Source organism: Brevibacillus fortis, assembly GCF_046196545.1.
Taxonomy (GTDB): domain Bacteria; phylum Bacillota; class Bacilli; order Brevibacillales; family Brevibacillaceae; genus Brevibacillus; species Brevibacillus fortis_A.
In genome coordinates this window covers 2,462,794-2,486,754 of sequence record NZ_CP176370.1, presented here as the reverse complement: position 1 = coordinate 2,486,754, position 23,961 = coordinate 2,462,794, and the positions used below count along the sequence as shown (strand labels likewise).

The 23,961-nt window shown below is 46.0% G+C and carries 30 protein-coding genes; 9 read left to right on the top strand and 21 right to left on the bottom strand.

Annotation, left to right across the window (positions count from 1 at the left end; genetic code table 11):
- The first annotated feature begins 35 nt into the window (after positions 1–35).
- Positions 36–893 (top strand): hypothetical protein, encoded by an 858-nt coding sequence (locus ACKKE8_RS12860; RefSeq protein ID WP_409178496.1) that lies wholly within the window; start codon positions 36–38, stop codon positions 891–893.
- Between the two features lie 32 nt (positions 894–925).
- On the opposite strand, the gene ACKKE8_RS12855 is transcribed toward ACKKE8_RS12860, so the two are convergent.
- The 5 genes from ACKKE8_RS12855 to ACKKE8_RS12835 all read right to left on the bottom strand — a co-directional run bounded on the left by ACKKE8_RS12855 (position 926) and on the right by ACKKE8_RS12835 (position 4,978).
- Entirely contained in the window at positions 926–1,180 is a 255-nt protein-coding gene (locus ACKKE8_RS12855) for a YkuS family protein (protein ID WP_048032503.1), read from the bottom strand.
- 36 nt (positions 1,181–1,216) lie between these two features.
- Positions 1,217–1,378, bottom strand: coding sequence for a YqzE family protein (locus ACKKE8_RS12850; protein ID WP_007725773.1), 162 nt, complete (start codon positions 1,376–1,378; stop codon positions 1,217–1,219).
- Positions 1,379–1,435: 57 nt separating this feature from the next.
- Positions 1,436–1,957 carry a shikimate kinase gene (locus ACKKE8_RS12845; protein ID WP_409178495.1) on the bottom strand — a complete coding sequence of 174 codons (522 nt, stop codon included), beginning with the start codon at positions 1,955–1,957 and terminating at the stop codon, positions 1,436–1,438.
- Complete coding sequence (locus tag ACKKE8_RS12840; protein ID WP_409178494.1) at positions 1,954–3,822, bottom strand: stalk domain-containing protein; 1,869 nt, start codon at positions 3,820–3,822, stop codon at positions 1,954–1,956. Before ACKKE8_RS12840 ends, ACKKE8_RS12845 begins: the two co-directional genes overlap by 4 nt.
- 196 nt (positions 3,823–4,018) lie before the next feature.
- Complete coding sequence (locus ACKKE8_RS12835) at positions 4,019–4,978, bottom strand: substrate-binding domain-containing protein (protein ID WP_409178493.1); 960 nt, start codon at positions 4,976–4,978, stop codon at positions 4,019–4,021.
- Positions 4,979–5,121: 143 nt separating this feature from the next.
- On the opposite strand from ACKKE8_RS12835, the gene modA reads away from it, so the two are divergent.
- From modA to ACKKE8_RS12820, 3 genes are read left to right on the top strand one after another with little or no spacing between them, the layout of a single operon-like run.
- A complete protein-coding gene (modA, locus tag ACKKE8_RS12830) occupies positions 5,122–5,919 on the top strand; it encodes a molybdate ABC transporter substrate-binding protein (RefSeq protein WP_409178492.1) in 798 nt (265 codons plus the stop codon).
- A 30-nt stretch (positions 5,920–5,949) separates the two neighbouring features.
- A complete protein-coding gene (gene modB, locus ACKKE8_RS12825) occupies positions 5,950–6,636 on the top strand; it encodes a molybdate ABC transporter permease subunit (RefSeq protein WP_409178491.1) in 687 nt (228 codons plus the stop codon).
- Between the two features lie 16 nt (positions 6,637–6,652).
- Positions 6,653–7,318, top strand: coding sequence for an ABC transporter ATP-binding protein (locus tag ACKKE8_RS12820; protein WP_409178490.1), 666 nt, complete (start codon positions 6,653–6,655; stop codon positions 7,316–7,318).
- Between the two features lie 29 nt (positions 7,319–7,347).
- Here ACKKE8_RS12820 and ACKKE8_RS12815 read toward each other — a convergent pair whose 3' ends face one another.
- The gene (locus ACKKE8_RS12815; RefSeq protein WP_409178489.1) at positions 7,348–8,112 is read right to left on the bottom strand and encodes a LamB/YcsF family protein; all 765 of its coding nucleotides are present in this window, start codon (positions 8,110–8,112) and stop codon (positions 7,348–7,350) included.
- Between the two features lie 144 nt (positions 8,113–8,256).
- On the bottom strand, positions 8,257–8,601 hold the full coding sequence (locus ACKKE8_RS12810) for a YlbG family protein (RefSeq protein WP_007725782.1): 345 nt from the start codon (positions 8,599–8,601) through the stop codon (positions 8,257–8,259).
- Between the two features lie 79 nt (positions 8,602–8,680).
- Between ACKKE8_RS12810 and ACKKE8_RS12805 the strand changes: the two genes are divergently transcribed.
- Positions 8,681–9,010 (top strand): hypothetical protein, encoded by a 330-nt coding sequence (locus ACKKE8_RS12805; protein ID WP_409178488.1) that lies wholly within the window; start codon positions 8,681–8,683, stop codon positions 9,008–9,010.
- 1 nt (position 9,011) lies between these two features.
- On the opposite strand, the gene ACKKE8_RS12800 is transcribed toward ACKKE8_RS12805, so the two are convergent.
- Positions 9,012–9,467, bottom strand: coding sequence for a YlbF family regulator (locus ACKKE8_RS12800; protein WP_409178487.1), 456 nt, complete (start codon positions 9,465–9,467; stop codon positions 9,012–9,014).
- A 72-nt stretch (positions 9,468–9,539) separates the two neighbouring features.
- A complete protein-coding gene (locus ACKKE8_RS12795; protein ID WP_409178486.1) occupies positions 9,540–11,435 on the bottom strand; it encodes a hypothetical protein in 1,896 nt (631 codons plus the stop codon).
- A gap of 62 nt (positions 11,436–11,497) precedes the next feature.
- Between ACKKE8_RS12795 and ACKKE8_RS12790 the strand changes: the two genes are divergently transcribed.
- Positions 11,498–11,938: a protease complex subunit PrcB family protein gene (locus ACKKE8_RS12790; RefSeq protein ID WP_409178485.1), complete on the top strand. Its 441-nt coding sequence runs from the start codon at positions 11,498–11,500 to the stop codon at positions 11,936–11,938.
- 88 nt (positions 11,939–12,026) lie between these two features.
- Here the strand turns inward: ACKKE8_RS12790 and ACKKE8_RS12785 are convergent, their stop codons facing one another.
- Entirely contained in the window at positions 12,027–12,446 is a 420-nt protein-coding gene (locus tag ACKKE8_RS12785) for a hypothetical protein (RefSeq protein WP_409178484.1), read from the bottom strand.
- A 163-nt stretch (positions 12,447–12,609) separates the two neighbouring features.
- On the opposite strand from ACKKE8_RS12785, the gene ACKKE8_RS12780 reads away from it, so the two are divergent.
- The 3 genes from ACKKE8_RS12780 (at position 12,610) to ACKKE8_RS12770 (ending at position 16,382) form a co-directional block, all read left to right on the top strand.
- Complete coding sequence (locus tag ACKKE8_RS12780) at positions 12,610–14,277, top strand: ribonuclease J (protein ID WP_409178483.1); 1,668 nt, start codon at positions 12,610–12,612, stop codon at positions 14,275–14,277.
- A 64-nt stretch (positions 14,278–14,341) separates the two neighbouring features.
- The gene (locus ACKKE8_RS12775) at positions 14,342–15,190 is read left to right on the top strand and encodes a copper amine oxidase N-terminal domain-containing protein (RefSeq protein WP_409178482.1); all 849 of its coding nucleotides are present in this window, start codon (positions 14,342–14,344) and stop codon (positions 15,188–15,190) included.
- Positions 15,191–15,257: 67 nt separating this feature from the next.
- Positions 15,258–16,382, top strand: coding sequence for a copper amine oxidase N-terminal domain-containing protein (locus ACKKE8_RS12770; protein ID WP_409178481.1), 1,125 nt, complete (start codon positions 15,258–15,260; stop codon positions 16,380–16,382).
- Between the two features lie 52 nt (positions 16,383–16,434).
- Here ACKKE8_RS12770 and ACKKE8_RS12765 read toward each other — a convergent pair whose 3' ends face one another.
- From ACKKE8_RS12765 to ACKKE8_RS12715, 11 genes are all read right to left on the bottom strand, one after another.
- Positions 16,435–17,004, bottom strand: a complete 570-nt coding sequence (locus ACKKE8_RS12765; protein WP_007725798.1) for a manganese catalase family protein — start codon at positions 17,002–17,004, stop codon at positions 16,435–16,437.
- Positions 17,005–17,025: 21 nt separating this feature from the next.
- On the bottom strand, positions 17,026–17,298 hold the full coding sequence (locus ACKKE8_RS12760; protein ID WP_064199847.1) for a spore coat protein CotJB: 273 nt from the start codon (positions 17,296–17,298) through the stop codon (positions 17,026–17,028).
- Positions 17,295–17,522 (bottom strand): spore coat associated protein CotJA, encoded by a 228-nt coding sequence (locus ACKKE8_RS12755; protein ID WP_082517280.1) that lies wholly within the window; start codon positions 17,520–17,522, stop codon positions 17,295–17,297. Before ACKKE8_RS12755 ends, ACKKE8_RS12760 begins: the two co-directional genes overlap by 4 nt.
- 130 nt (positions 17,523–17,652) lie before the next feature.
- Complete coding sequence (locus ACKKE8_RS12750) at positions 17,653–18,036, bottom strand: rhodanese-like domain-containing protein (protein WP_409178480.1); 384 nt, start codon at positions 18,034–18,036, stop codon at positions 17,653–17,655.
- A gap of 36 nt (positions 18,037–18,072) precedes the next feature.
- Entirely contained in the window at positions 18,073–18,318 is a 246-nt protein-coding gene (locus ACKKE8_RS12745; protein ID WP_409178479.1) for a hypothetical protein, read from the bottom strand.
- Positions 18,282–18,722, bottom strand: a complete 441-nt coding sequence (locus ACKKE8_RS12740) for a sulfite exporter TauE/SafE family protein (protein WP_409178478.1) — start codon at positions 18,720–18,722, stop codon at positions 18,282–18,284. Before ACKKE8_RS12740 ends, ACKKE8_RS12745 begins: the two co-directional genes overlap by 37 nt.
- A 101-nt stretch (positions 18,723–18,823) precedes the next feature.
- Complete coding sequence (locus tag ACKKE8_RS12735; RefSeq protein WP_409179108.1) at positions 18,824–19,696, bottom strand: cupredoxin domain-containing protein; 873 nt, start codon at positions 19,694–19,696, stop codon at positions 18,824–18,826.
- Positions 19,697–20,004: 308 nt separating this feature from the next.
- Positions 20,005–20,328, bottom strand: a complete 324-nt coding sequence (locus tag ACKKE8_RS12730; RefSeq protein WP_409178477.1) for a metal-sensitive transcriptional regulator — start codon at positions 20,326–20,328, stop codon at positions 20,005–20,007.
- A 91-nt stretch (positions 20,329–20,419) separates the two neighbouring features.
- Positions 20,420–21,046, bottom strand: a complete 627-nt coding sequence (locus ACKKE8_RS12725) for a nitrite reductase (RefSeq protein WP_409178476.1) — start codon at positions 21,044–21,046, stop codon at positions 20,420–20,422.
- A gap of 102 nt (positions 21,047–21,148) precedes the next feature.
- Positions 21,149–21,352 carry a copper chaperone CopZ gene (copZ, locus tag ACKKE8_RS12720; RefSeq protein WP_007725825.1) on the bottom strand — a complete coding sequence of 68 codons (204 nt, stop codon included), beginning with the start codon at positions 21,350–21,352 and terminating at the stop codon, positions 21,149–21,151.
- A 143-nt stretch (positions 21,353–21,495) separates the two neighbouring features.
- Positions 21,496–23,946, bottom strand: a complete 2,451-nt coding sequence (locus tag ACKKE8_RS12715) for an EAL domain-containing protein (protein WP_409178475.1) — start codon at positions 23,944–23,946, stop codon at positions 21,496–21,498.
- Between the last annotated feature and the right edge of the window lie 15 nt (positions 23,947–23,961).

Genomic DNA, 23,961 nt, shown 5'->3' with positions numbered 1-23,961 from the left:
TAGGTTAAAGCCTTTACAAAAGGTGGTGCATAGTTGTGACCAGACGATTTCTTCCTTTTATCGCTGCTCTTTTGTCTCTAATGCTGCTTTCCTTACCAGCTTTTGCGCAAGACGAAGCAAGCTGGGATAAGCAATTCCAAGCACAAATTCGAGAATGGATGGATGCAATCGCAAGCCGAGACCCTCAATTCAAGCAATGGCAGGACGCAAAGACGGACGTGCAAACACTTGGTGCAGGGCAGCATCAATGGCTGGTAAGTATAAAAAAAGCGGACAAGCAAGTAGGGTATTTGGTGATAGGAGAAGCACCTGATTCCACTTCCCATGAAAAATTTGTTCTGCTGGAATACGGTGTCGGGGAGTACATCTTGTTCGATGACGCTTTTGCTCCGAAAGAAATCGCGGCAGAGCCAGTTTATGATGGGTTCGCTTCCTACTGGCTGATCACCCAGAAGTCAGATACACAAATGGTTAATGCAAAAACGGGAGAAATGTACCCCACTTCTTTTCAAATTAGTGAGCCCGCTGTCGATGCTTTTGTAGGCGAGCAGCTCATACAAAATGGACAACGCCTGACCCAAATGAGAATTTTAAGTGCAGCTGAGGCTGATCCTTTTGATCATATCGGGTGGGTCAGCCAAATGAGTACAACAGACACAGACGTGTCCTGGAACCAATTGTGGCAGCAAGATTATGCATCACCAGTAACATTGGCCGTCCCGATTCATCAGTCACAGGTTTTGGCACCCTTTGTCGTGGGGTCCCTGCATTTATGGAATGACCAAAATGCTTATGTCGGCGTATGGGATGAGGGCCTGCGCTTTGTCCCGTATTCGTATGCACATCGCGTCGGACGATTTTTCGTAAACGAAACAAGCTCTCCTGCCGAATAACCGGTTGGAGAGCTTGTTTTTACGTTTTCTATTTACCGATGTTCTGTAGGAGAGAGACGTTCATGAACGGCATGAAAAATTTCATTGACCGTCATTCCCTCTGCATTAATGACGGGAGCTCCTGTAATCGTTTTGTTTTGATTACCCAGCACGTTGATATCCTGGCCTGTAATGACAATCGCATCTACCACCTGCTGCCAGTTGCCCAAATCAACAACTTCGTAACCATTTTGACGCAGCATCTTGCACACTTCAGACAGGGAATTTTCTACCGCTACTCTCGCCATATGCACCCTCCGTCTTCGTTCATAGGTTTACGAATTTTATTTGCGCCACAACAGTCGAATGGACATAGGAATGGCACCAAACCAGCGTGACGACCAGGACTCGCGTGGAGTCTTACGCAAACGGCGTTCATCTTTTGGGGTATCCATGTACTGAACAAACAGTTTCGTCAGGTACTTTAAATATTCCTGAAAGGACATCGCACTTGACCTCCTTCTTACTCGCGGATTCAAACCACGGCGCAAGCGCTGTCCCCTCTATTGTTCCCCGTCCTGCGTTCTTTCAACCACTTGGCTCGTAATTTCCATCACAATATCGGAAAGGCTCTTTCCTGTCGTATCCACCTGAATCGGCGCGAAATCGTATACACCTGCGCGCTCCGCCATTAAGGTTTTTACCCTTGTCGCTACTCCTCCTGCCAGCAAGGGCCTGTCTGTATCATTTTCCAAACGCTTGATGAGCTCTTCTTCCGTGGCATGCAGCGCGATTACGATGCCATGCTCCATCATCATCTCTACGTTTTGCTTCCGTAATACAGCTCCTCCTCCAGTTGTTAGTACCTGAGAGCCTACTGCCAGTAATTGCGCAAGACGTTTCGTCTCGACGTCTCGGAAATACGCTTCTCCTTGATCGGTGAAGATTTCTGGAATGCTGCGACCTTCACTTTCCACAATCGCATCATCCAAGTCTGTATGCTTCATCCCCAAAGAGGCAGCGAGTGCGGCGCCAACCGTGGTTTTTCCTGTTCCCATGAATCCGACTAACACCAGGTTCATCATTTCGTTTCTGCCGCCTTTCCAATCGTTCGGTATGTATTGATCTTCACCGTTTTTTGTTGTTGATTGTACGCTGTCTCATATCCCAATGCTTTTTCAAAAAAGGACAGTGGAACCATCGTACGCTCTTTGATTTCGATTAACGGGCTGCCTAAATCCATTCGCTTCCCATCTACGTCAGCAAAGCGCTCCCGTTCCTTAATAAACACTTCGCGTCCATTTCCTTTTACGCGGATCATTTGTTTCTTGTCATCCCAGCTAATCGCTAATCCCATTTTCTCACCGAGCTCACGCAACGGAATATACACCGTATTTTGGGTGACCCGAGCAGGTATCGATGGATAAAAGCTCATGTTATTGACGATCGTGGTAATATAGGGCTCCAATTGCACTGCACCAAAGCCATTCTTATTTGCACTATTGGTATACAGGGTGAAATATTTCGCTTCCCCTTGCAAGGTTTGCCCAAGCGCTTGATCGAGATGCTCTGCACCAATGACACTGCCATGATAATTTTGTTGGACGCGCTGCATGAATCGCTTATAGGCATCATCACCGATTTTTCGGCGCAGGTTGTCGAACAAGAGTGCTCCCCGGGAATACCAGGTTAACTTAAACTCTTCTTCAGTGGCAAACTTCTGCAACGGCTTGTCCAGCTTTCCATTTGGATAACGCTCTTGCAAACGTTTGGCATCCCGATTGTATTCATCTAAAAGTGTCGTAGCTGATTGGGCACCATAACGCTTTTGCAAGTAATGAGACACGCCGAGCTCCACCAGCCCCTCATCAAGCCACCCATGCGAGGACTCCAATGTAGCCACACTGTTGTACCACCATAGATGCCCCACCTCATGCGGCAGCCAATGATCGATCAGATTGTTGTGATGCATGTCTCTTTTGAATACGGCGAGATTCGCGTATTCCATGGCGTACGTCGTTCCTGTACTTGTTTCCGCAATCGCCACATGCGGATACGGCAACGGACCGTACATATCGATGAAAGTAGGAAATACCGATTGGGCAATGTTCTTGATTCTTTCTATGTTACCTTTATCAACGGAAGCAATGTCAACCGTTAAATTCGGAGCAAATTGAATCGTTTCAATGTGATAAAGCGGACTTCCCACCAGTCCAAAGTTCAACAGATTTTTTGCTTGATAATGGACTTGTTGCTTACTGCCACCGATTGACTTCGATTGTCCTCTGCCCCATGAACTGACCCATTTGTAGCCCTGTGGAGAGGTAAATGACACATCGTAATCTCCATAGTGGTAAACGAATGGATCACCAAAATCAACTCGTTGCGGCGGGTCATACCAAACACCTTTTTGATTTTGGGCCCCGAGCATCGGGTACCATGTCGTGAGCGTCCATATATCGTCTTTGACCCCAAAACGTGTGCCCCTACGTGGAACCGGGTTCTCGAATTCAATGGATAAGGCGCCACGAAGCTCCTTTCCAAGCGGATTTGTCAGCTTCACCAGTGATTGACCACGTTCAAAAGAAAGCGGCTTGTCCTTGTAGCGAATCGACTTCACCGTCATTTTGTTCCAAAGGTAGTCGTAAATATACAGGCGTACATCTGGCGTTTTCGGATTGTCGAACTCCAAGGTCATGTTTCCGGTTATTTTTGCTTCGGACGTATGTAATTCAGCTTGAATCTTATAGACAGGGTTCAAATCCTTTACATAAGACGGCAGAGGCGGATCATAAGAAAATGGATCGACGAACTTTTGCTCCTCCTCAGGTGATTGATTCATGGCAATGATTTGAGAAATGGCTGGCCAATACGCGACGACCCCAACTGAGCCAAAAAAAATGAGGATCGTCACACATACTAGCAAGCTCGTTTTATGTAGTGATTTCATGACAGCCCCCATATAATAAACCGCCCGGCGGCAGGCGCTAAATGTTTTTGTTTCATTGTAGCAAATATATGTCAAACTGAGTAGAAATTCAGGCGATTCTGTAGAGAAAACGCCTTATTTGACGATGGTCTTTCCTGGGTGAACTAAAAAAGCCGCCACTCATTGTATCGTAATGATTGGCAGCTTTCTTTAGCTTTTACCAGGTTTCGTACATAATTTTTCCGGTCTGGCTAAGATCATAGCCCCCGACTGCTTCCAATTCCTTTTGAAAAGGACGCGACTCGAGAACATCAAGAACGGCCTGAATGAGCGGTTCATTGTCTTTATTTTTCAACAAGACGAGATCATATCGCTCACGCACAGTTGGGACAAACTCCACTCCGACGAGTGAAGCTGCCTTTTCAATCCCCACCCCTACGTCTGCCTCGCGCCGTGCTACTACCCCTGCGACTGCCAGGTGATTGGACTCTTCCCGTTCATACCCAATCACGTCACTCCCCGCTATTTTTGCCAGTCGAAACTGCTCTTCAATCAACGTGCGTGCACCGGACCCTTTTTCCCGATTGACCATTCGAATGCCCGGCTTCGTAAAATCGCTCCATGCTTTGATCTGCTTCGGATTGCCTGCCTGAACGTAGAAGCCGGCCCAACGTGACAACATATTGATGACAACAAAACGATGCCCACACAAAATGCGACGAATATACGGGACATTGTATTCATTGGTATCCCCATCGTACAAGTGCGTGCTGACGATATCTGCCTTACCTGTATACATTGCCACGAGGCTGTTCAAAGAGCCCACGTACGAGCGAAGCGGTCGGTATGCCTCATCCTTTTTCTCCAAATGCCCCGCCAGCAGGTCCAAGCTCACATCCTGCCCGCTAATAATAATATTGCGGCCTGTACCAGTCTGCTCATATCGCAAAGATTGCTGAGCTTGTCCTGTCTCGCGGATGCTAACGGCTGAGGCTTGTCTGTACTCTCCCTTTGCCTTCGCCTTGTACGCTTCCAAATCGCTTTCGTCTACGCGCATTTGCCGACCGACGCGATAAGCGGGCAGTTCTCCCTTTTTAATGAGATCGTAGACCGTCAGCTTGGAAATACGTAAAATTTTTGCTATTTCTTCGGTGGTATAAGAATTTTGTTGACTCATGTCCCGCCTCCGTAATCTCCTTTGTTCTATTGTCAAACAAGTGTCGTAAAATCGCAATTGATTATTCATTACGAATCAATATAATCTAGTTATGTCCAGTTATAATTAATTATAACTAAATATAACTATGGAGGTCTTTTTTTATGAAGAAGCACTGGTTTGCCTTATTGACGGCATTTTGCTTGATGCTTACTGCCTGCTCAACAACACAAACAGCACCACAAGCAAGTGAGCCAGCCAAAACCGAAACAGCAAAGGTAGAATTGATGATTTCAGCTGCGGCTAGCTTGACGGATGCCTTGAATGAGTTGAAAACCCAATATGAAACGGAACACCCAGGAACGACCCTCACCTTTAACTTCGGAGGCTCGGGCAAACTCGCTACGCAAATTACGCAAGGCGCTCCGTCTGACGTATTTTTGTCGGCTAGTAAAAAAGACATGGACGGTCTAGAGGAACAGCAACTGATCGCCAAAGACACACGCCAAGACTTCACGAAAAACTCGCTTGTTCTCATTGCAGGTAACACAAGTGCTGTCGCTATCACTTCTTTTGAAGAGCTGAGCAACGCAGCGATCAAGCATATTGCCGTCGGTGAGCCTGAGACAGTTCCTGCTGGACGATATGCGAAAGAAACATTGGATACGCTGAAAATGTGGGATTCTCTTTCGGCACAAATGGTATTTGGCAGCGATGTTCGTCAAGTTTTGACCTTCGTAGAATCCGGTAATGCAGAAGTCGGTATTGTCTATTCCAGTGATGCCGCAGCTTCGAAAAATGTAAAGGTATTGGCGACAGCCAAGCCTGAATGGCACAAGCCCATCGTTTATCCAGGTGCGGTCGTCAGCGCATCGAAGAACCCAGATGCAGCAAAAGCTTTTCTTGCCTACTTGACAAGCGACAAAGGAAAAGCGATCTTACAGAAGTACGGGTTTCAATAAACCAATCTAATCGAATGGGAGGTGGCAAGCGTGATAGAAACAAATCTTACTCCTTTGATGCTTTCCCTTAAAGTAGCTGCGCTCTCCACCTCCTTTGTATTTGTTTTTGGGATGGTTTCTGCAAGGTGGATGACACAAAAGGATTTTTGGGGGAAGAATGTGCTGGAGTCCTTCTTTTTGCTTCCGCTCGTTCTCCCTCCCACTGTTGTTGGCTTCGGCCTGTTGCTGCTTTTCGGAAAAAACGGCTTTCTCGGCCAGCTTCTGCATGAATGGTTCAATATTACCGTCGTCTTTACGCTGACAGGAGCCGTAATTGCCTCGATTGTGGTTTCCTTTCCGTTGATGTATCAGAGTGCAGTCGCTGCCTTCACAGGAGTGGATCGTCGTCTGGAGAATGCAGCACGCACGATGGGCGCTTCCGAATGGCGATTATTCTGGACCGTTACCTTTCCGTTGGCTTGGCCTGGCCTGTTGGCTGGGTTTGTTCTTTCTTTTGCCCGTGGTTTAGGGGAGTTTGGCGCTACGCTGATGCTCGCAGGCTACATCCCTGGGAAAACCGATACAATTCCCGTCGCCATATATTTTGCTGTTGAGGCTGGTCAAATGGATAAGGCATTGTTTTGGGTCACTATTATTGTTTCCTTGGGGATGGGTACGACTCTTTGGCTAAATTGGTGGAGTCGTCGCAACGTGCGCAGGTACGCCAATCAAAAGTAAGGCAGGTGAATGGTAAATGCTCTTTGTCCATATACAGAAGCGTTTGCCTGATTTTATTCTGGATGTGTCCTTTTCGGTGCAGAAGGAAATTGTCGTGCTGTTCGGACCATCCGGTTCTGGCAAAACAACGATATTGAACAGTATTGCAGGTCTGGTTCATCCTGATACCGGCGTGATCCAATTAAACGAGAACGTCTTTTATCGCGAAGGGCAGAAGCCGCTTCCTGTACAAAAACGTAACATCGGGTATTTATTTCAAGATTATGCGCTGTTCCCTCACATGACCGTCGAGCAAAATGTTCGATACGGCTTGAAAAAAGAGCATGAGCTAAATTTGGCTCCATTGTTGTCCACAGTAGGAATCGATCATCTGCTGCAAAAATATCCTCACCAATTATCCGGGGGACAAAAACAACGGGTGGCACTCGTACGTGCGCTTGCTACAGAACCAGACATCCTGCTCCTTGATGAGCCTTTATCGGCGCTGGACGCAGATACGCGTAAACAATGCCAGGATGAGTTGCTTCGCCTTCACGCCATGTGGAACATCCCGTTTCTCTTGGTCACCCATGATCGTGAAGAGGCCGAGAAGCTCGCAGATGTCATTTTCCTGATTGATAACGGAACAATCAAAGAACGGAAAAGTGAAAAAAGCCATTCAGCAACGTCCATTTCCCGATAATTGGGATGGCATTGCTGGATGGCTTTTTACTATCGAGCTGTGATTGGTTCAATTTTCACATCGTTTTGCTTTGCCCATTTATGTACTTCGCCAAGGAATTGCAGTACGTCATGGCTCTCGTGATGGACACAAAGGGTATCGGCCGCCAAGTCAATGTGCTCGCCATTGACCGTCATTACTCTTTGTTTTAAAACGAGCTGACGTGTCTGCTCCATGCGTTCTTCCTTGCTGATCAGCACGCTTCCTTCCAACTCACGCGGGGCCAATCGACCATTCGGCAAATAAGCCCGCTCTGCAAATACTTCCTCTGCCACTTGAAGGCCGTGTTCCAAGCCTGCCTCTACTAGCTTACTGCCAGACAACGCATAGAGGATCAGTTCCTCATCAATATCCGAAATGGCTTGGACAACCGCTTCGGCAAGCTCTGGGCGTTCAGCCGCTTCGTTATACAGCGCGCCATGCAATTTCACATGGTGAAGCTCCCCGCCGAGTGCTTTTGTAGTCCCAGACAAGGCTGCAATTTGATACAGCACCAGCTCATACACTTCATTGACAGACAAGTTCATTGAACGACGTCCGAAGCCTTGAATATCTGCATAACCGGGATGTGCCCCGATTTTCACATCATGCTTGAGTGCAGCTTCGATTGTTCTGCAAATAATATGGGGATCCCCTGCATGCAATCCGCAAGCAATATTAACGGAGGTGATCCATTTCATAATCCCCAAATCCTCTGATTGTCGGCCTCTGCTGAAGCCCTCTGCCATATCGCAGTTAATATCCAGATGAATCATGTATGCTCACCTTTCTTTCGCTAATCTATCTCTTGAAAACGCATTCATACGCGTGGCTTCTCGTTTTCTTCCACTTTAGCATACCATGTACGCCAGTTTAACAAAAGCAAAAAAGCTGCCGAAAAATGGCAGCTTATGAACAACTTATGTCGAACCAACGGTTGCTTGGCTGCTTTCTTCTGTCTGTAAGGTCTCTGCTAGTGCCATTACCTGGTTCTTTTCTTGTTTATAATCGTATTCCTTTGCCTTATCCGGTCTGGCATTGTTGTACTCTACCGGGATCTCATGGCGATGGGAACGTTCAATTTTTGTTACGAAGTGCAGCTTTTCCATAATGCGAATCGTTTCGTCCAACAAATTGGCATCCACATACATCGAAACGTAATTTAAGCGTTTGGAGATGTAATGAATGGTGCCAAATTTGCGTAAATTTTTGGCGGCACGCGTGTTTTTCACCCACACGGCGACCCCCAGGCGTCGCTCTCTCATGTTTAGCCGTCGGTCTCCTTCCCAATCGTGGTATACTTACTGGTGAAAGCTTATTACAGAAAGGAATGAATCGTGGTCTATGCTGGCTACGTTTTATCATCAATTCGAGGAAGCGCTTCACCGCGAAAAAATCGTGACCCATAGCAGTTGGCGTACATATGCAGGCCAGCTCTTTTTCTATGTAAGCAGTACGCTCCCTGCTCCTATGCTGACAAAACAGCTCATGGAAACAGGAGAGCGCCTGACCACTGATACCAAATTAAAGCCAGAATGCATTTACGTACGCTCTGATGACGTGCAGCACGTGTATCGCTTCCGCTTTCGCGTACCTGACGAAAAGCAATTTTGCTGTGGCAATCTTTGTGAAGACTGTTTTCTGCTGCGCCAAAATGAATCGGGAACAGCGTAAATTACGATGGCTTTTTCACGCTGCAGCCGCAGCTTCCACCTGTCCCGCAACCGCTGCCCTGGGCCTCTAAAAATGGATTGTTGCTCGGTACCTTGATCGTTTCCGATACGGAATGAGCAATGGTTCTACTCACCTGATACAAGAGCTCATCCAGAGCATCCTCTGCTCGCTTGAATGCCTGTACGGAATCCCTCAGTTCAATGTTGCGCTTCAGTTCCCGTACTTCTTTGGATATATGATTGTAATCCGGGTGATACTTCCCGAACCGTTGCACATCTTCGTACTGTTCCTTCTTAGCCTCGAACACGACGAGCAGACGTTGCACTTCCTCATCTGCTTCCATTTGGCGTTTGGCCTCCAGATAATCCGAGACCTCGCGCGATTGGTTAATCATCGTGGACAGCTCATGAGACTCCATGATCAACTGTGTCATATCCACAGCTTCCAATGTTTCCATTAAGCGAGACCTCCTTTCGCCGCAAAGCTTGAAAACTTTACGTCATTCCTGATTGTATCATGATGCACACCCTTAGTACAGATATTCGGGCACTACAATGCGCACTCGCTCAATGTTGTCGAGACGGTAGCACTGTTTGCCGCCCTGTCCGGCAATCGAAACCATCCAGTACCCCATTTCCAGGCGTACTTCTGTCGGTAGCCCTCGCAGCTTTTCTTTTCCGCTTTGCTGGATCTCGACTTCCAGCTTCAGTTCTATTGCGCGCTTAAACAAATCCCGCATGGACTGTGGATGATACGATTGGAAATGCTTCGTCCACATTTTGGGTAGTGCTGCGATTTGCTCATTTTGCTCAGGGAACGTGTTTTCTATAGCATAACCGTCCCAAGGCCGTTCGATGAGAAGCAAGCCTTTATTCCCTGCTTGACTGTTTTGGTGCGGCTGGAGCTCTCTGCTTGCGCTAGCAACATTTGACAGCACTTGCGGCTCATAACCAAAGTGCCGAAGGAGACGGATCAGTTCTTTTTCCTGCGAGTGCTGAATCAAAAACGCAGTCGGCGATATCACTTGGGTAAGATATGGGCGAAAGTCAGGAATTTCGCGCCATTCCTCCAGAAATCCAGCATGTGCTGTCCGAACGAGGTAGTACGGCTCCATTTGAATCTGCCTTGCTGTTCTCGCCCATTGGCTCACAACCTCAATCAAGCTCTCGGGCAACGGATGAACACAGGAGGCACGGAGCTTTTCTATGACTTGCTCCTCCGTCCCTCCTTGAGCCAAATACGATTGCAACAGCCTTGCCTGCAATTCACCCCGAATCAATTGCCCATCAAATTGGAGATGGCAAAATCGGCTGATCTCCCATACATCCAGCAACGGAACAAGCGGAGGGATTGTTATGACACCTGTGGGGTCCACAAACCAGCCTTCCTCCGACGATAATCGCGGCAAGCTGCTCCAACGCCAAAAAATTCCTCGCTCCTCGTCCATCCCGAGCTGAATCCATCCCAAGCCTAACAGCAAATGCATCCATTGCTCCACAATGAGCTCTACTGCATTGTCGGGTAAAGGGAATCCTGCGTCTTTTAGCATTCGCAATTGCTCATGGATGGAACACCACTGCTCGACAGGAACCTGTCTCATTAATTGAATGAAAAATTCCCACCAGTCACCATGCGGCAAAAATTGTTCCATGACGAGTTGGTACATTTCTTCCCAACGTACGAGCGGCGGTTGATGCAGCCATTGCTTCGTTCGATTGAAATCGAGTACGAGTTCTCGCTCTTCCCTATGCACCAAGCCCAATCTGAGCGCAATATCAAGGACAACGGTCAAGGATAAGCCCTCTCTTTGTTCCTTTTCGAGCGGCGGAATCACGATTCCTTTTACATGCTCATCTGTAAACGAGAGCAGCGGCAGCATTTTTTGCGACATCCTACGATGAATGCTTCCTTTTTGCGTAATGGGAATCTGGTTGTCCCGAATAAACAACAGAAGCCCAAAAAGATCCAGCTGTATCCCTCTGCCTGCTGATATATAATAAGGGAGCGTTTTTGAAAGAGAAACAAAAGCCTGAGAGGCTTCCGGAAGCATTTGATTCGTCAACTGCTCTCGAACCTCTTGTGGCATCAAATAGCCGATCTCACTCCACATTTTCCGTACAGTCAAGATCAGTCCAAGCCGTCGCAATTTCGTCAAGCCGACTGACAGATGTCTGTGCTCTTTTGCCATTTCCCGTTCCCAGGTTCGTTTGCTAAAAAATCCTCTCGTCGCTTTGGTTACGAAAAGCCGGATAACGGCTCGTTCGAGCTCATCTGCCTGTTCCCATACTTGACTAATAAAAACGGGGTCCAATAATCTCGCTGTTAAATCTTGCTCTTCGGCAATCTGATATCGTTTGGTTTGTTCATGTAGAATCGCTTGTCGCGTTGATTCGGACAGGTATTCCAGCGAATCCTTCACACGCACGCCTGTCACCTCAGTCTATATGATGTTCGATTCATTACTTTTACCAAATTGGAGGGATCTTGATGTTGCATGTATTTCCTAGCTTACTCTTAACAGCAACCTTGGCAGTAACGGGTACACAAGTCTTGTCACCTCAACATCCTACCGTATCTGAGCCTGTGGCGAAAGAGGCTGTACAAGCAGATGCTGCTTACGAGGCCGTTGCTGCCCCATATCCGCCGGCTGTGCAAGAAGCTTTGAAGAAAGTTCGAAAAAATGGCGGACACACCATTGTTCGTGCAAATGGAAAATCCTATGTAGTCGTAGGTGCAGGACAGCGCCCTACAGGAGGATATCGTTTAGTAGCGGACCAAGTCAAGCGGACTGGCCCTCATGCCTTTGCCGTACACGTTCAGGTACAAGCACCAGCTAAAGGTTCGATGAAAACCCAAGTCATCAGCTATCCGACGTTGGTGATTGCCCTGCCAGACCAGCAAGCAAAAGTCAGTGTGCATATGCGCTAGTCTATCCATGAAAAAAGCCGACAGTTCGAAAGCCACAAGGCGTATCGAAGTCGGCTTTTTTCCTTTTCCCAACAGTTACCCTTGCTTATCAGGGCTTTACCTCAATGGAAAAGCTCTCTGCAACACCATACGACTCGTGGTTATTATGGGCCAATTCTACCTTGACCTCATGCTTCCCAGCAGGGATATCCTTCAAGACATAGCTAGACTCAAATACCTTGGCGATCTTTTTGCCGTCGAGGTACAGATGAACATGACCTTCCCCGTGCTTGTTTTCTTTCCCCATGTTTTCCAGGGAAAAAGAGAAGTTCGTAACGGCCAATTTGAGTTGCAAATCATCTTTCTCAAGGGTATGCGTCACAGCGAGTGTCGGTGCTGCATGATGAGCGTGCGACTCGTCTGCTACCACTTCGGTCTGCGCTTGTTGGTTCGCATACACAAACCATTCCACACCAGCCGCAATGGCAATCAATAGAAACAAGCGGAAAAGAAATCGTTTGGTTTTCACCGGAGCTGCTCCCTTCCAAAATGAGTCTTACCCCAGTGTGCCCGACTCCTGATTGGTTCATTCATCCATTTTTGCATCAGATCTCCCCTACTATCCATACATACTCAGCATTCCAATAGGCAAAAGTAACCACAAGATCCTTTGAGGAGGTCATTGACTGCGTATGAATGCATGGAATGAAACTCTTTCTATTTTTGCTTTAGGAGGAGTATACGAAATCGGTAAAAACATGTACGGGATTCAATGCGGGGATGAAATTGTCCTCATCGATTGTGGCTCGAAGTTCCCGGATGAGAGTTATTTAGGAATTGATTTGATCATACCGGACATTAGTTATCTGCTGGAAAATCAAGAAAAAGTCCGTGCCTTGATTGTCACGCATGGGCATGAGGATCACATCGGTGGCATTCCTTATTTTTTAAAACAATTAAACGTCCCTGTTTACGGTACCCGCTTAACGTTAGGTCTTATCGAATTAAAGCTGAAGGAGCATAATTTGCTTCATCAGTCCACCCTCATTTCCATCGATCGTCACTCTACCATTTCATTAGGCTCGCTCACGATCAGCTTTTTTCAGACGAACCATAGCATTCCTGATTGCTTGGGTGTCGTGTTTGAGACAAAAGCAGGCTCCATTGTGCATACGGGTGATTTTAAATTTGATTTAACGCCGGTGCATAAGCAATCCCCCGATTTGCACAGAATGGCTGAAATTGGGCAGAAAGGTGTATTGGCCCTGTTGTCGGAGAGTACCAATGCGGAGCGTCCAGGCTTTACTCCATCAGAAAAACACGTAGGCGATCGTCTGTTAGAGGCATTCAGTAAGGCACAGCAGAAAATATTTGTCTCGACGTTCGCTTCCAATGTATACCGCCTGCAACAAGTCATTGATGCGGTAGAAGCGACGAATCGAAAGCTAGCTTTGCTGGGCCGAAGTATGGTCAATGTGGTCAAAATCGCATCGGAACAAGGCTATTTACGTATACCAGAAGACATGTTAGTGGAAGTCGAGGAAGTGAGCGAGCTCGATCCCGCCCGTGTCGCCGTCCTATGCACGGGAAGCCAAGGCGAACCCATGGCCGCTTTATCTCGATTGTCGACCTCCGGGTATCGACACATTAAAGTAGAACGCGGTGATACCGTCATCCTCTCTTCTTCCCCTATTCCAGGGAACGAACGGAATGTAGCGCGTATCGTCGATAACTTGTTTATTATGGGTGCCAAAGTTATTTACGGCTCTGGGACAGGCATGCATGTGTCCGGTCATGGCTTCCAAGAAGAGTTGAAGCTCATGCTCACTCTCATGAAGCCCACATACTTTATCCCCATTCACGGTGAGTATCGGATGCTCCATCAACATCGTCTGTTGGCTGAATCCGTCGGCGTTGACTTCGAGTCCATTTTCATTGTAAATAACGGAGATGTCGTGGATATTCAGGATGGTGTGGCTGTGCAGGAAAGAAAAATCCCTGCCGGAAATACCTTGGTGGATGGTTTAGGAATCGGTGATGTAGGGAATGGAATATTACGGGATCGCAAACATCTTTCGGAAGATGGCATTCTCGTGATCGTTGTAACGCGCAGTAAAACCGACGGCAAAATTTTGTCGGGTCCTGACCTTATTTCTCGCGGTTTCATTCATGCCCCGGAATCAGAGGGCCTGTTGGAAGAAGCGACTCGCATTGCATCCGAGGTGATCACCAATTTACAGGAAGCGAATGTGAGTCAGTGGAACCGCTTGAAGCAAGGAATGCGGGAATCGATTGGGAAATTCGTCTATGCCAAAACAAAGCGCAGACCCATGATCCTGCCGATTATTATGGATGTGTGAGGGAAAAGCCTTCTTTCTGGAGGGCTTTTCTAGCATGATATTTTCAATATTGGGGTGATTTGAAATGGTGAAAATGGTTAGATTTTTTACGTGCCTTCTTGCAATCTTTTTTATTTTCTTTGCTTCGGTTCCAGTGTCTGAAGGGGCTTATCTAAAACCAACCTATACTTTTACATTAGGGAAAGAGGGAGAACTCAAAGCAAATCTCATTTTAGATTCAATGATTTATGGTGAATCAGAGGACAACACGTTTTTCGTTTATACCCTATTACTTAATCAAGGTGAAGCAACCGCTACAAATTTTAAATACGCAGGCCTCTCATTTACGGACATAAACGGAATGGATCACTTTTACCCCGAAACTAGCCACAATGTTATCAATTCATCGTTGAAACTAGAGCCGGGACATTTTGTAGAAGCAAAATTTGAAATACCCTTAGATTTTATTGATTCTAGGTTTAAAAACTTAAATGACATCAGAAAAATTAGTATATTGAATATCCACGATAACTCTGCTCCTTATAAAGACGACTCAGCAGTGACTGTGACCGTAAATAATAAAAAGCTTGTGCAACAAACCTTTGTTGAAAATGGTGTCACTTATGTTTCCCTTCGCGAGTTAGCAGACGTTCTTGGTGCTACTATCCAGTGGAATGATCCTACCCAAACGGCAACGCTCATCCTAAGAGACATTATGGAATACGATAGAAAAATAGTCATACCAGTTGGAAGTGATCGCTTTATTAATGATGGTCTCGAAACTACTGTATCGGGAAAAGCGAAGCTGTACAATAACACCACTCTGGTTGTACCTTTACGAGAAATTGTAGAAATGCTGGATTACTATGTTGTTTTTGATCATAACGGGGGGCAGAAAAACATCATCGTCGTTCCGAATGATCTTTATAGATGAGTAGGGAAAAGCCTTCTTTTCTGAAGGCTTTTCTAACATGATATTTTCAATCTTGGGGTGATTTGAAATGGGGAAGATGGTTAGACTTTTTACGTGCCTTCTTTCGATTTTTTTTATTTTCTTTGCATCCGTTCCAGTGTCCTATGCATCATTTGAGAAGAATCCTTTGCAGTTTGAATTGACGGAATTAAAGTTCGCAACAAGCCAAGATGGAAGTCACTACGCAACAGGTTACATGCGTTGGGGAAATGTCAGTCCCTATGAACTATTGGACCTTTCCGGAAAACTTGATCTATATAATAACAAAGGGGAAAAAATAAATATTGACTCCGATGTTGATTACTTTTCCAGCCCAGTCATGCACCCAGGAGACAACGAGTTAGGTATTACAGAGCTCTTAACCTTTGATCTTGTTCCTTCTGTTACAAAGGCATCAGATTTAACCGGTGCTTACTTAAAGCCAACGTATACGTATACACTTGGCAAAAAAGCAGAACCCCGTCCATACATATACACAAAAATGACTGCTTATGAATTTACAGACACCCATTATATCGCGCATATGATCCTGGTAAATCGGGGAGAGGCAACAGCCGAGAAATTTATCTACTCCGGAGTCGAAGCAATAGACTATAGACAAGATGGATTATTCTATCCGGAGAATAGCCACCCTGTTATCAATGAGTCATTCAGGTTAGAGCCAGGACAATTCGCAAGAACATCGTTTAAGATACCTATCAACTATTTAAAAACTAAGTATACTGACTTGTATCAAGTTAGAGCTGATATTCGATTTAAATATAAGGCCACTGCTCCTTATCAAGAATCTGCCTTGAACGTGACCGCAAATAATCAAAAACTGGTGAATCAAACCTTTACTGAAAACGATATCACCTATGTATCCCTTCGTGAACTAGTAGAAGCTCTCGATGGCACTATTCAATGGGACGATCCAACTCAGACTGCAACAATAATACGAGGCCCCTCCACCGTAACCATTCCCGTTGGTAGCAATAAATTTTTGCGTGATGGTATCGAATTCACTGCATCTGCAAATGCAAAACTTTACAATAATACGATTCTGGTTGTACCGTTGCGGGATGTCGCGGAATTGCTGAATTGCGATATTTACTTCGATCATAAATGGGGACAGAAGTCCATTATCGTCATACCAGTACCATTACATACTTGAACCCCACAGCTGAATTAGAAAAAAGAGAGCCCACCAGCTCTCTTTTCCCCCCTCAAAATATCTTCTTCGCATCCCGCTCTTCCTTCAAAATCTCAACAGCCTCACGAAAACGCATAGAGTGAACGACTTCCCGCTCCCGCAAAAACTTCAGGCTGTCCTGCAAATCAACATCATCGGTCATGTCGATCAGCCATTGATACGTCGCGCGGGCTTTTTCTTCGGCCGCGATATCCTCATACAAATCCGCGATGGGATCGCCCTTGGCAGCGATATAGGCAGCCGTCCACGGCACACCACTGGCGTTGTTGTAAAAGAGCGCCCGATCATGGTTGGCGTAATGGTCACCCAGTCCCGCTTCCTTTAACTCTTCGACAGTCGCGTCTTTGGTCAGCTTATACACCATCGTGGCAATCATTTCGAGATGCGCAAACTCTTCGGTAGCGATATCCGTTAATAACCCTACGACTTTATTCGGGATCGTATACCGCTGGTTCATATAGCGCAGAGCGGCTGCCAGCTCTCCATCCGCCCCTCCGTATTGCTCAATCAAATACTTCGCCATTCTCACATCGCACTTACTGACACGAACCGGATACTGTAGTTTTTTTTCATAGATCCACATCGGTTTCGTTATCCCTCTCTTCTAAACTTGCCAAGGCCATGGATCATCATTCCACTGCCACGGATAGCCTGAATAGCTGCGGCCAAGATTTTGCAGAGGCCCGTACAATTTCTCATATTCGTTTGCCAAAACCCAGCGTTGCTCCGTTAAATCATTAAACTGCTGAAGCGCATTCTGATCGGTGGGATGCGTATCTAAATAAAGATTGAGCTCTACCAGTACAAAATCGATCGCTTGCAGCTGTTCAAGTAATGCGTAATATTGCTCATCGCCAAATCTATTTTCAGCTGTCATGAGTGCCCCCTCCCCAAATGACTCAGTCTGGGATCATAGGGGCTAAAAAGTGCCGGCCATAGCGTACCTAATTTCAACGCTTCCATCGGGCTGTATTGTGGTAAGTTCTCCGGCTGAAACGTCATGAACAGCTGAGGGGGCACCTGGTACGTCTTTACCCGAATCGGCGGACAAGGATCGTAGGGACCAACGTACGGATAATAGTCGCGTGTTTGCGAATGCAATGCCAATATCCTCCTCCAACTTGCAATGTCTGTTCCTTCATGACTACATTATGCAGCCCACCCAGTAGGCGTGATTAATCCCCCAAAACGAAGAAACCGCTCTCCTCCGTAAAAGGAAAGCGGTTAGCATCTACGATTCTACCTGTCCAGTCCATTTCGCCATGCCACCGTCCAAATTCGAGACATCTTTATAGCCATTTTCAAGCAAGAGATTTCCACTCTCCACTCCCATCCTTCCGGTATGACAGACGAAGACGACTTTTTTGTCTGTGGGGATGCTCCTGTATTTCTCATTGATCTCTGCAAAAGGAATATTGATGGCATTGGGGACTCTTCCCTCTTCAAACAATTCAGGCTCGCGCAAATCCACAATCACCATGTCTGTTTCATCCGTCATCCATTGCGACAACTGTTGTGAATCAATGATTTGCAATGATTGTTTGGCATTCCAAAATACCAGCGCTACCAAAGCAAGTACAACCACCAGAGCGCTCGTTATCCATATCTTTTTCATCCGATCCACCTTTTCTTATTTTATCTTGTCGCAGCCTTACCAAAATGCCATAAAGTCCGAAATACCGAGCAAGACAAACACGATTCCAGCCAATTTTTGCGTAACCGCCCCCCATTTCCTCGTTTTCTTCATGAGAGAAGAGCTATCACTTGCGACGGCAAGCAGCAGTAAAACGATGAGCAGTGGCAGCGCCGTGCCTAGTGCAAATACTGTGGGAATGATCGGGCCAAACGAGCTCGTGAGCATCAAAGGCATCGCCAGTCCAAAATAGAGCCAAAACATCGTCGGACAAAACCCGAGGGAAAAAGCAACACCAAGCCAAAAGGATCAATCAAAATAAACATCGGTGCTAGTAATTTTCTCGCCCACTGAAACAAAGGAATCGCTTGTGTAGAGAGGTGTTCGCCGAACGCAAATACGATTGCTCCCAAAGCGGAGTACACGACTGCTTTGCCAAGGATGAACATCCATACATGACTACGAAAGCCACCTTTGACGACGACGTTCTTCCCGAACACAGTAAAGGCAGCCACATTCCCTGATAACTGGCACGGTGCAAACGCCCCAACGATCCCGAGCAACAACGCTCCAATCAGCGGTGCTTGTTCACCCATTCCATAATACAAATCAGAAAAGGGCTTGCTGATCCATGCTCCATATTGATACAAGTACGAATACCAATCCATGCTTCTCCTCCGAGTAGGTCTTCCTTTTCGTTTATTTTACAGAAAGGTTGTGAGGAAACGATGAAGAAAAAAAGAAAGGCATGATTTGCCTCTCCTTTGCTTCATCCCGTCACTTGCAAGCGTCCTATCATGCCGCTTTCCTTGTGCCCAGGGATCGTACAATAAAATTCATAGGTTCCTTCCTCCAATACCTTCCACACGGTTTCAGCAGACTCTCCTGGTTTGGCGTGCAAATGAACTACGCCCTCAGCCATTGCTCCATGATGATGTTCCGTGCTTGATTCTGAAATCGTTACGATTTTTCCATGGGATACAACCTCGATATCGTGCTCTACATTGCCATCATTCTGAAAGACCACTTTGATCTCTGTATCTTTTTTCACGGTAAATTGGTTCGGTTTATAGGAAAAGTCGACGGCTGTGAGGGTGATTTCTGTCGCGCGATCATCTGCATAAAGCGCCGGGGATGGAAACGGTAATGACTGAAACCAGAAGAAGACAGCAAGTAGCAACACAGCTGGAGTAGCTGGATAATGAAAAAAGGAGGACCACTTCGTTTCTTTTTTATTGAAATCAATCAGCTTGGCTACGAGCAGCATACATACGGTATAGAGCATGACGAAAACAAACAGGAGAGGCTCTACTTTTTCACTGGGAACCATCTCTCCCAGCATGGCGCCCATCATCCCGCCCATGACACCCGATAAGATTCCTTCTACAATACTCAGGAGCGACAATGGAACTCCTAGCAGAAAACCAGACAGTCCACCTGCCAGCATTCCCCACATGGTGGATACATAAAGGTCTCCCCTGTAAACATCGCCGAGGATCAACCCTCCGATCAGGCCAATCATCATACTGACAGACATCGTGCTCATCATGCCTTGCATATGATCGATTCCATGCTTTCGCCGCCATATAAACCATGTGAAGCAAACATAAGCGAAACCGACGTAGATCAGGACCTGATACACTGCGCTCAAGATACCACCCCCGAGTATGTTCCCTTCATTGTAAAGTATGTCCTACGCCAACTAAATAGGACAAAACGAACTAGAAAAGGACAACCTCGTTGGATTCCTTCCTTCTGCACTTTCCCATCTAAAATCGGGCCACGGCTACAAGTGCGCGTGTGTAAGGGTGAGAGGGATGATACAAATCCCCCTTTTTTGTTACACCCCCTGCTTCTTTTCAAAACTTGACCAGATTTTGCACTGCTTCACTCGACAATAGCACTATAGCTATATTTGCCATTATAAAAAAGCTTCATTTCTGAAGCTTTTTATTTCATAAGCTTATTCATTGTGGTTAACAGCTCGTCAATGACTGCGCTGTCCCCTTCTTGGATACGTTCAATCACACAGGATTTCATATGTCCTTCCAAAAGGATACGTCCCACTGAATTTAAGGCAGATTGCACCGCAGCAATTTGATTCAAGACATCATCACAATAAGCATCCTTCTCCACCATGCCTTTAATCCCGCGAATCTGTCCCTCAATCCGATTGAGACGCGCCTGCAAGTTTTGCTTGGTTTTTTCTGAATGATGACTGTTTCGATTAGATGTATGACAAGACTGTACAACGTTCAATTCTGCACTTGACAATGAGATTCCTCCTCTAATCATCCTAGCAAACATACGCTTCGATTATAATCCAAATTTTCAAAACGTAGCAAGTTCCATATTCACATATGGATCAAGAAGACAGCCCCAATTCTTTTCGGACATTTTCCAATCCATATCGTTCGACAAACTTGAAAAACTTCTCTCTCTTTTTCCCTTGCGTCTGATACAACGTAATGATGCTTTGGACGATGGAGGATAATTGTTCTTCCTTCACCTGCTCGACCAGAAGCTCGGCTGTTTTAGCCTCCATTGTTTTCGATTGGCCTCCGACGTAGATTTCAAAGGTTTCTTTTCGCTTGACGATTCCAATATCTTTTACCAACGGCTCTCCACAGGCATTCGGGCAGCCCGTATAACCGACTCTCAGCGTAAAAGGAACGGCCATCCCTGCAATCGTATCATTCAAATTTCTCGCTGCCTCTAGCCCTTCAATCTCTGCTCCTTTGCAAAAAGAACAGACAGACAAATTCTTCACAACAGAGCCCGTTTCGTACACGCATAAGCCTTTTTCACGCAGCGCTTTTTTCGCATCCTCAGCCTTCTCTTCATTCATCTCGACAATAAGCTGCTGAAAGGTCGAAAGTTCAATTTGTGCATCCTCGCCAACGATTTGACCGATCGCCACCATATCTGTTGGTGTAAACACTGAACCGCCGACACGAATTTCTGGACTTACGGCAAACTGTACACGCTTCAAAAGGCATTCCTCCTACACTATTTGAATTCGTACTATTCGGTCAACTGCAAGCTATAAGAAAGGCTGCAATTCTACAATCACAGCCTTACCCGCACCCTTCACTTAAACGACATCGTATCCTTGATCTTCAATGGTCTCTTTCACATTGTCCAGAGAAACAACGGATTCATCAAAAGTCACACTTACCTGATTGTCAGCAAGGCTTACTGTTGCTTTGCTAACCCCGTCAAGTTTTTGAAGAGCACCTTCTATGGAGATGACGCAGTGATTGCAGGACATTCCTTGTACGTTCAAAGTGACATTCATTTTACATCCTCCTTTGTTTTTGGGAAGCTTTACTTGATTATATTTTACAATACACCCGTAGGGTATACAATACCCAATTTTACATTTTCCTGCTGTGTACATACAAAAAAGCTCCCCATCTATAAAAGAAAGGGAGTTTTTCCTTACGCTTCTTGGCTGAGAGGATTTCTGGTGGGAACAAAAAACACTTGCTCCACCTCATTCGCGGATAATGGACGACTATAATAGTATCCTTGAATTTCCTTGCAATGATTTTCTGTCAAAATATCTAACTGATCCTTCGTTTCAATACCTTCTGCAATCACATCCAATTTCAGATGCTTCGCCATCGAAATAATGGTGGCCACTATGGCTTTATCGTTATCATTGCGAGACAGGTCTGTTATGAAGGAGCGGTCAATCTTTAGCTTGTGGATCGGGAACTTTTTCAAATAGCTCAAAGAGCTGTAACCGGTTCCAAAATCATCCAGACTAATTCTCGTTCCGATTTTGTTTAACTCATGCAGGATACTAATCGATACTGCCGGGTCCATCATCATGCTTTCCGTGATTTCCAGTTCCAAAAAGTGCGGGGAAAGCTTGGTTTCCTCGAGGATATTTTTGATGTACTGGACGAGGTTCCGTTGGTGGAATTGATGGGAGGACAAGTTAACGGAGACGGGTATCAACGGTCCCCCTTCATCATGCCAATGCTTCATTTGCCTGCACGCTTCGCGAAGCACCCATGTACCGATCTCATAAATCAACCCTGTCTCTTCAGCAATTGGGATAAACACTCCTGGTGAAAGCATTCCTTTGGTCGGATGATTCCACCTGACGAGCGCCTCCACTCCGATCATGCGATTATTTTCCGCATGAAATTGAGGTTGGTAATACACTACCAGCTCATTACGTTCAATTGCTTTTCTGAGATCACGTTCTATTTCAATATTTTCCAGCAATTGGACATCAAAATCGGGCGTGTAGAACAGGTGACCATTTTTCCCCTGTTTTTTCACCTCGTACATGGCCGTATCCGCTTTTTTGAGCAGCGCGACAGCATCCGTTCCATGGTCTGGGAATATCGCCGTTCCAATACTTGCTGATATGTAAAATTCACTGTCTTTTAGCGAGAATGGTTGTTTCAATGCTTCAATGATCTTGTCCGCTAAACTCGCCGCTTCCCTGCGTTCCGCTCCTGTTTCGCAGAGGATGGTAAATTCATCTCCGCCCATCCGGGCAATTGTTGCGTGGAACCCTTCCGCACTTTTTACGATTCTGTCGCTGACCCCCTGCAAAAAGATATCGCCGTAGGAGTGACCCAAGGAATCATTGATCATTTTGAAGCGATCGATGTCGATAACCATGACGGCAAAGCTCGATGAATCTTGGCTGCTTTTTTCAATCGATTGATGAAGAACTTGATTAAACTTTCTTCGGTTCGGTAAGTCGGTCAGCTCATCGTGATAAGCCAAATGCCTGATTTTTTCTTTCACGCGATTCTCTTCGGTAATATCCTTCACGATGATGTGATTCCCCACCACTTCTCCCTCAATCTCAACTGGGACATTGAGTACACTCAGCTCTACGCGATTTCCGTTCGGATGAAGAATCGTCGTCTCAAAATTATTACGAATGGGCTGAAAAGACTCGGCAAAAGAATCTTTGGTGATGTCCCTTTTCTCCTCAACAATATGCATGCGAATTTTCGATACGTGTTGATTGATGAATTCTTCCTCCCGCAGTCCACCAATCTTCGTGACAGCAGGGTTCATTTTGATAATACATCCACCAGTATCTAAGGAAATAATGCCGTACTCATTATTTTTGTAAAGGGAACGATACCAACTTTCATTTTCCTGAATGACCGTATCTTTTTGCGAGAGTCGTTTGTTAATAAACAAGCCGAACAATGTAATGCCGATCAGTAAAAAGGTGGCCAAGACAATGATATAGGCCAGGGTCTCCGGTTCGATCTGCGTTTCTATCTCGGTTGTCGGCAGTTCCGTTACGTAGAAATGCGCTGCAACCATCCCGGTGTAATGCATACCCGCGATGGCAGCTCCCATAATGAGTGAGCTGCCCAATTTATATAAATACGCGTATCTCGACTGATCACGGCGAAAGTAAAACAAAAGCCAAAGTGCCGCTGCCGAAGCAGTCGCTGCAATGATAATGGATAAAATAACGATCCACATATCGTATGTAATTTCGATAATCATCGCGGCCATTCCAACGTAGTGCATCCCAGATATTCCAGCAGCCATCAGTATTCCCGCGATACCTAGCTGTCTTGCATGAAGGTTGCTTTTCGTGACGGTAAATAAGGCTATGCTTGAGACAAAAATGGCAAGTATGACGGATAGGATGACATACTCCATGCTATAAAGAACCTTAATGGGGAGGGTAAGTGCCAGCATTCCGACAAAATGCATGGACCATATTCCGAGCCCCATCGTTGTGGCACCAAAAATCAACCAGAGTAGCTGATGCTTCCCCTTACTTGTACTCACTCTGGCTGCCAGGTTGAGAGCAGAAAAAGAAGCTGCAACCGCGATTAAATAAGATAGTATCACAAGGAAACTGTCGTACGTCCCATGTATCTGGTGATCCAAGCTCCTTCACCGCTT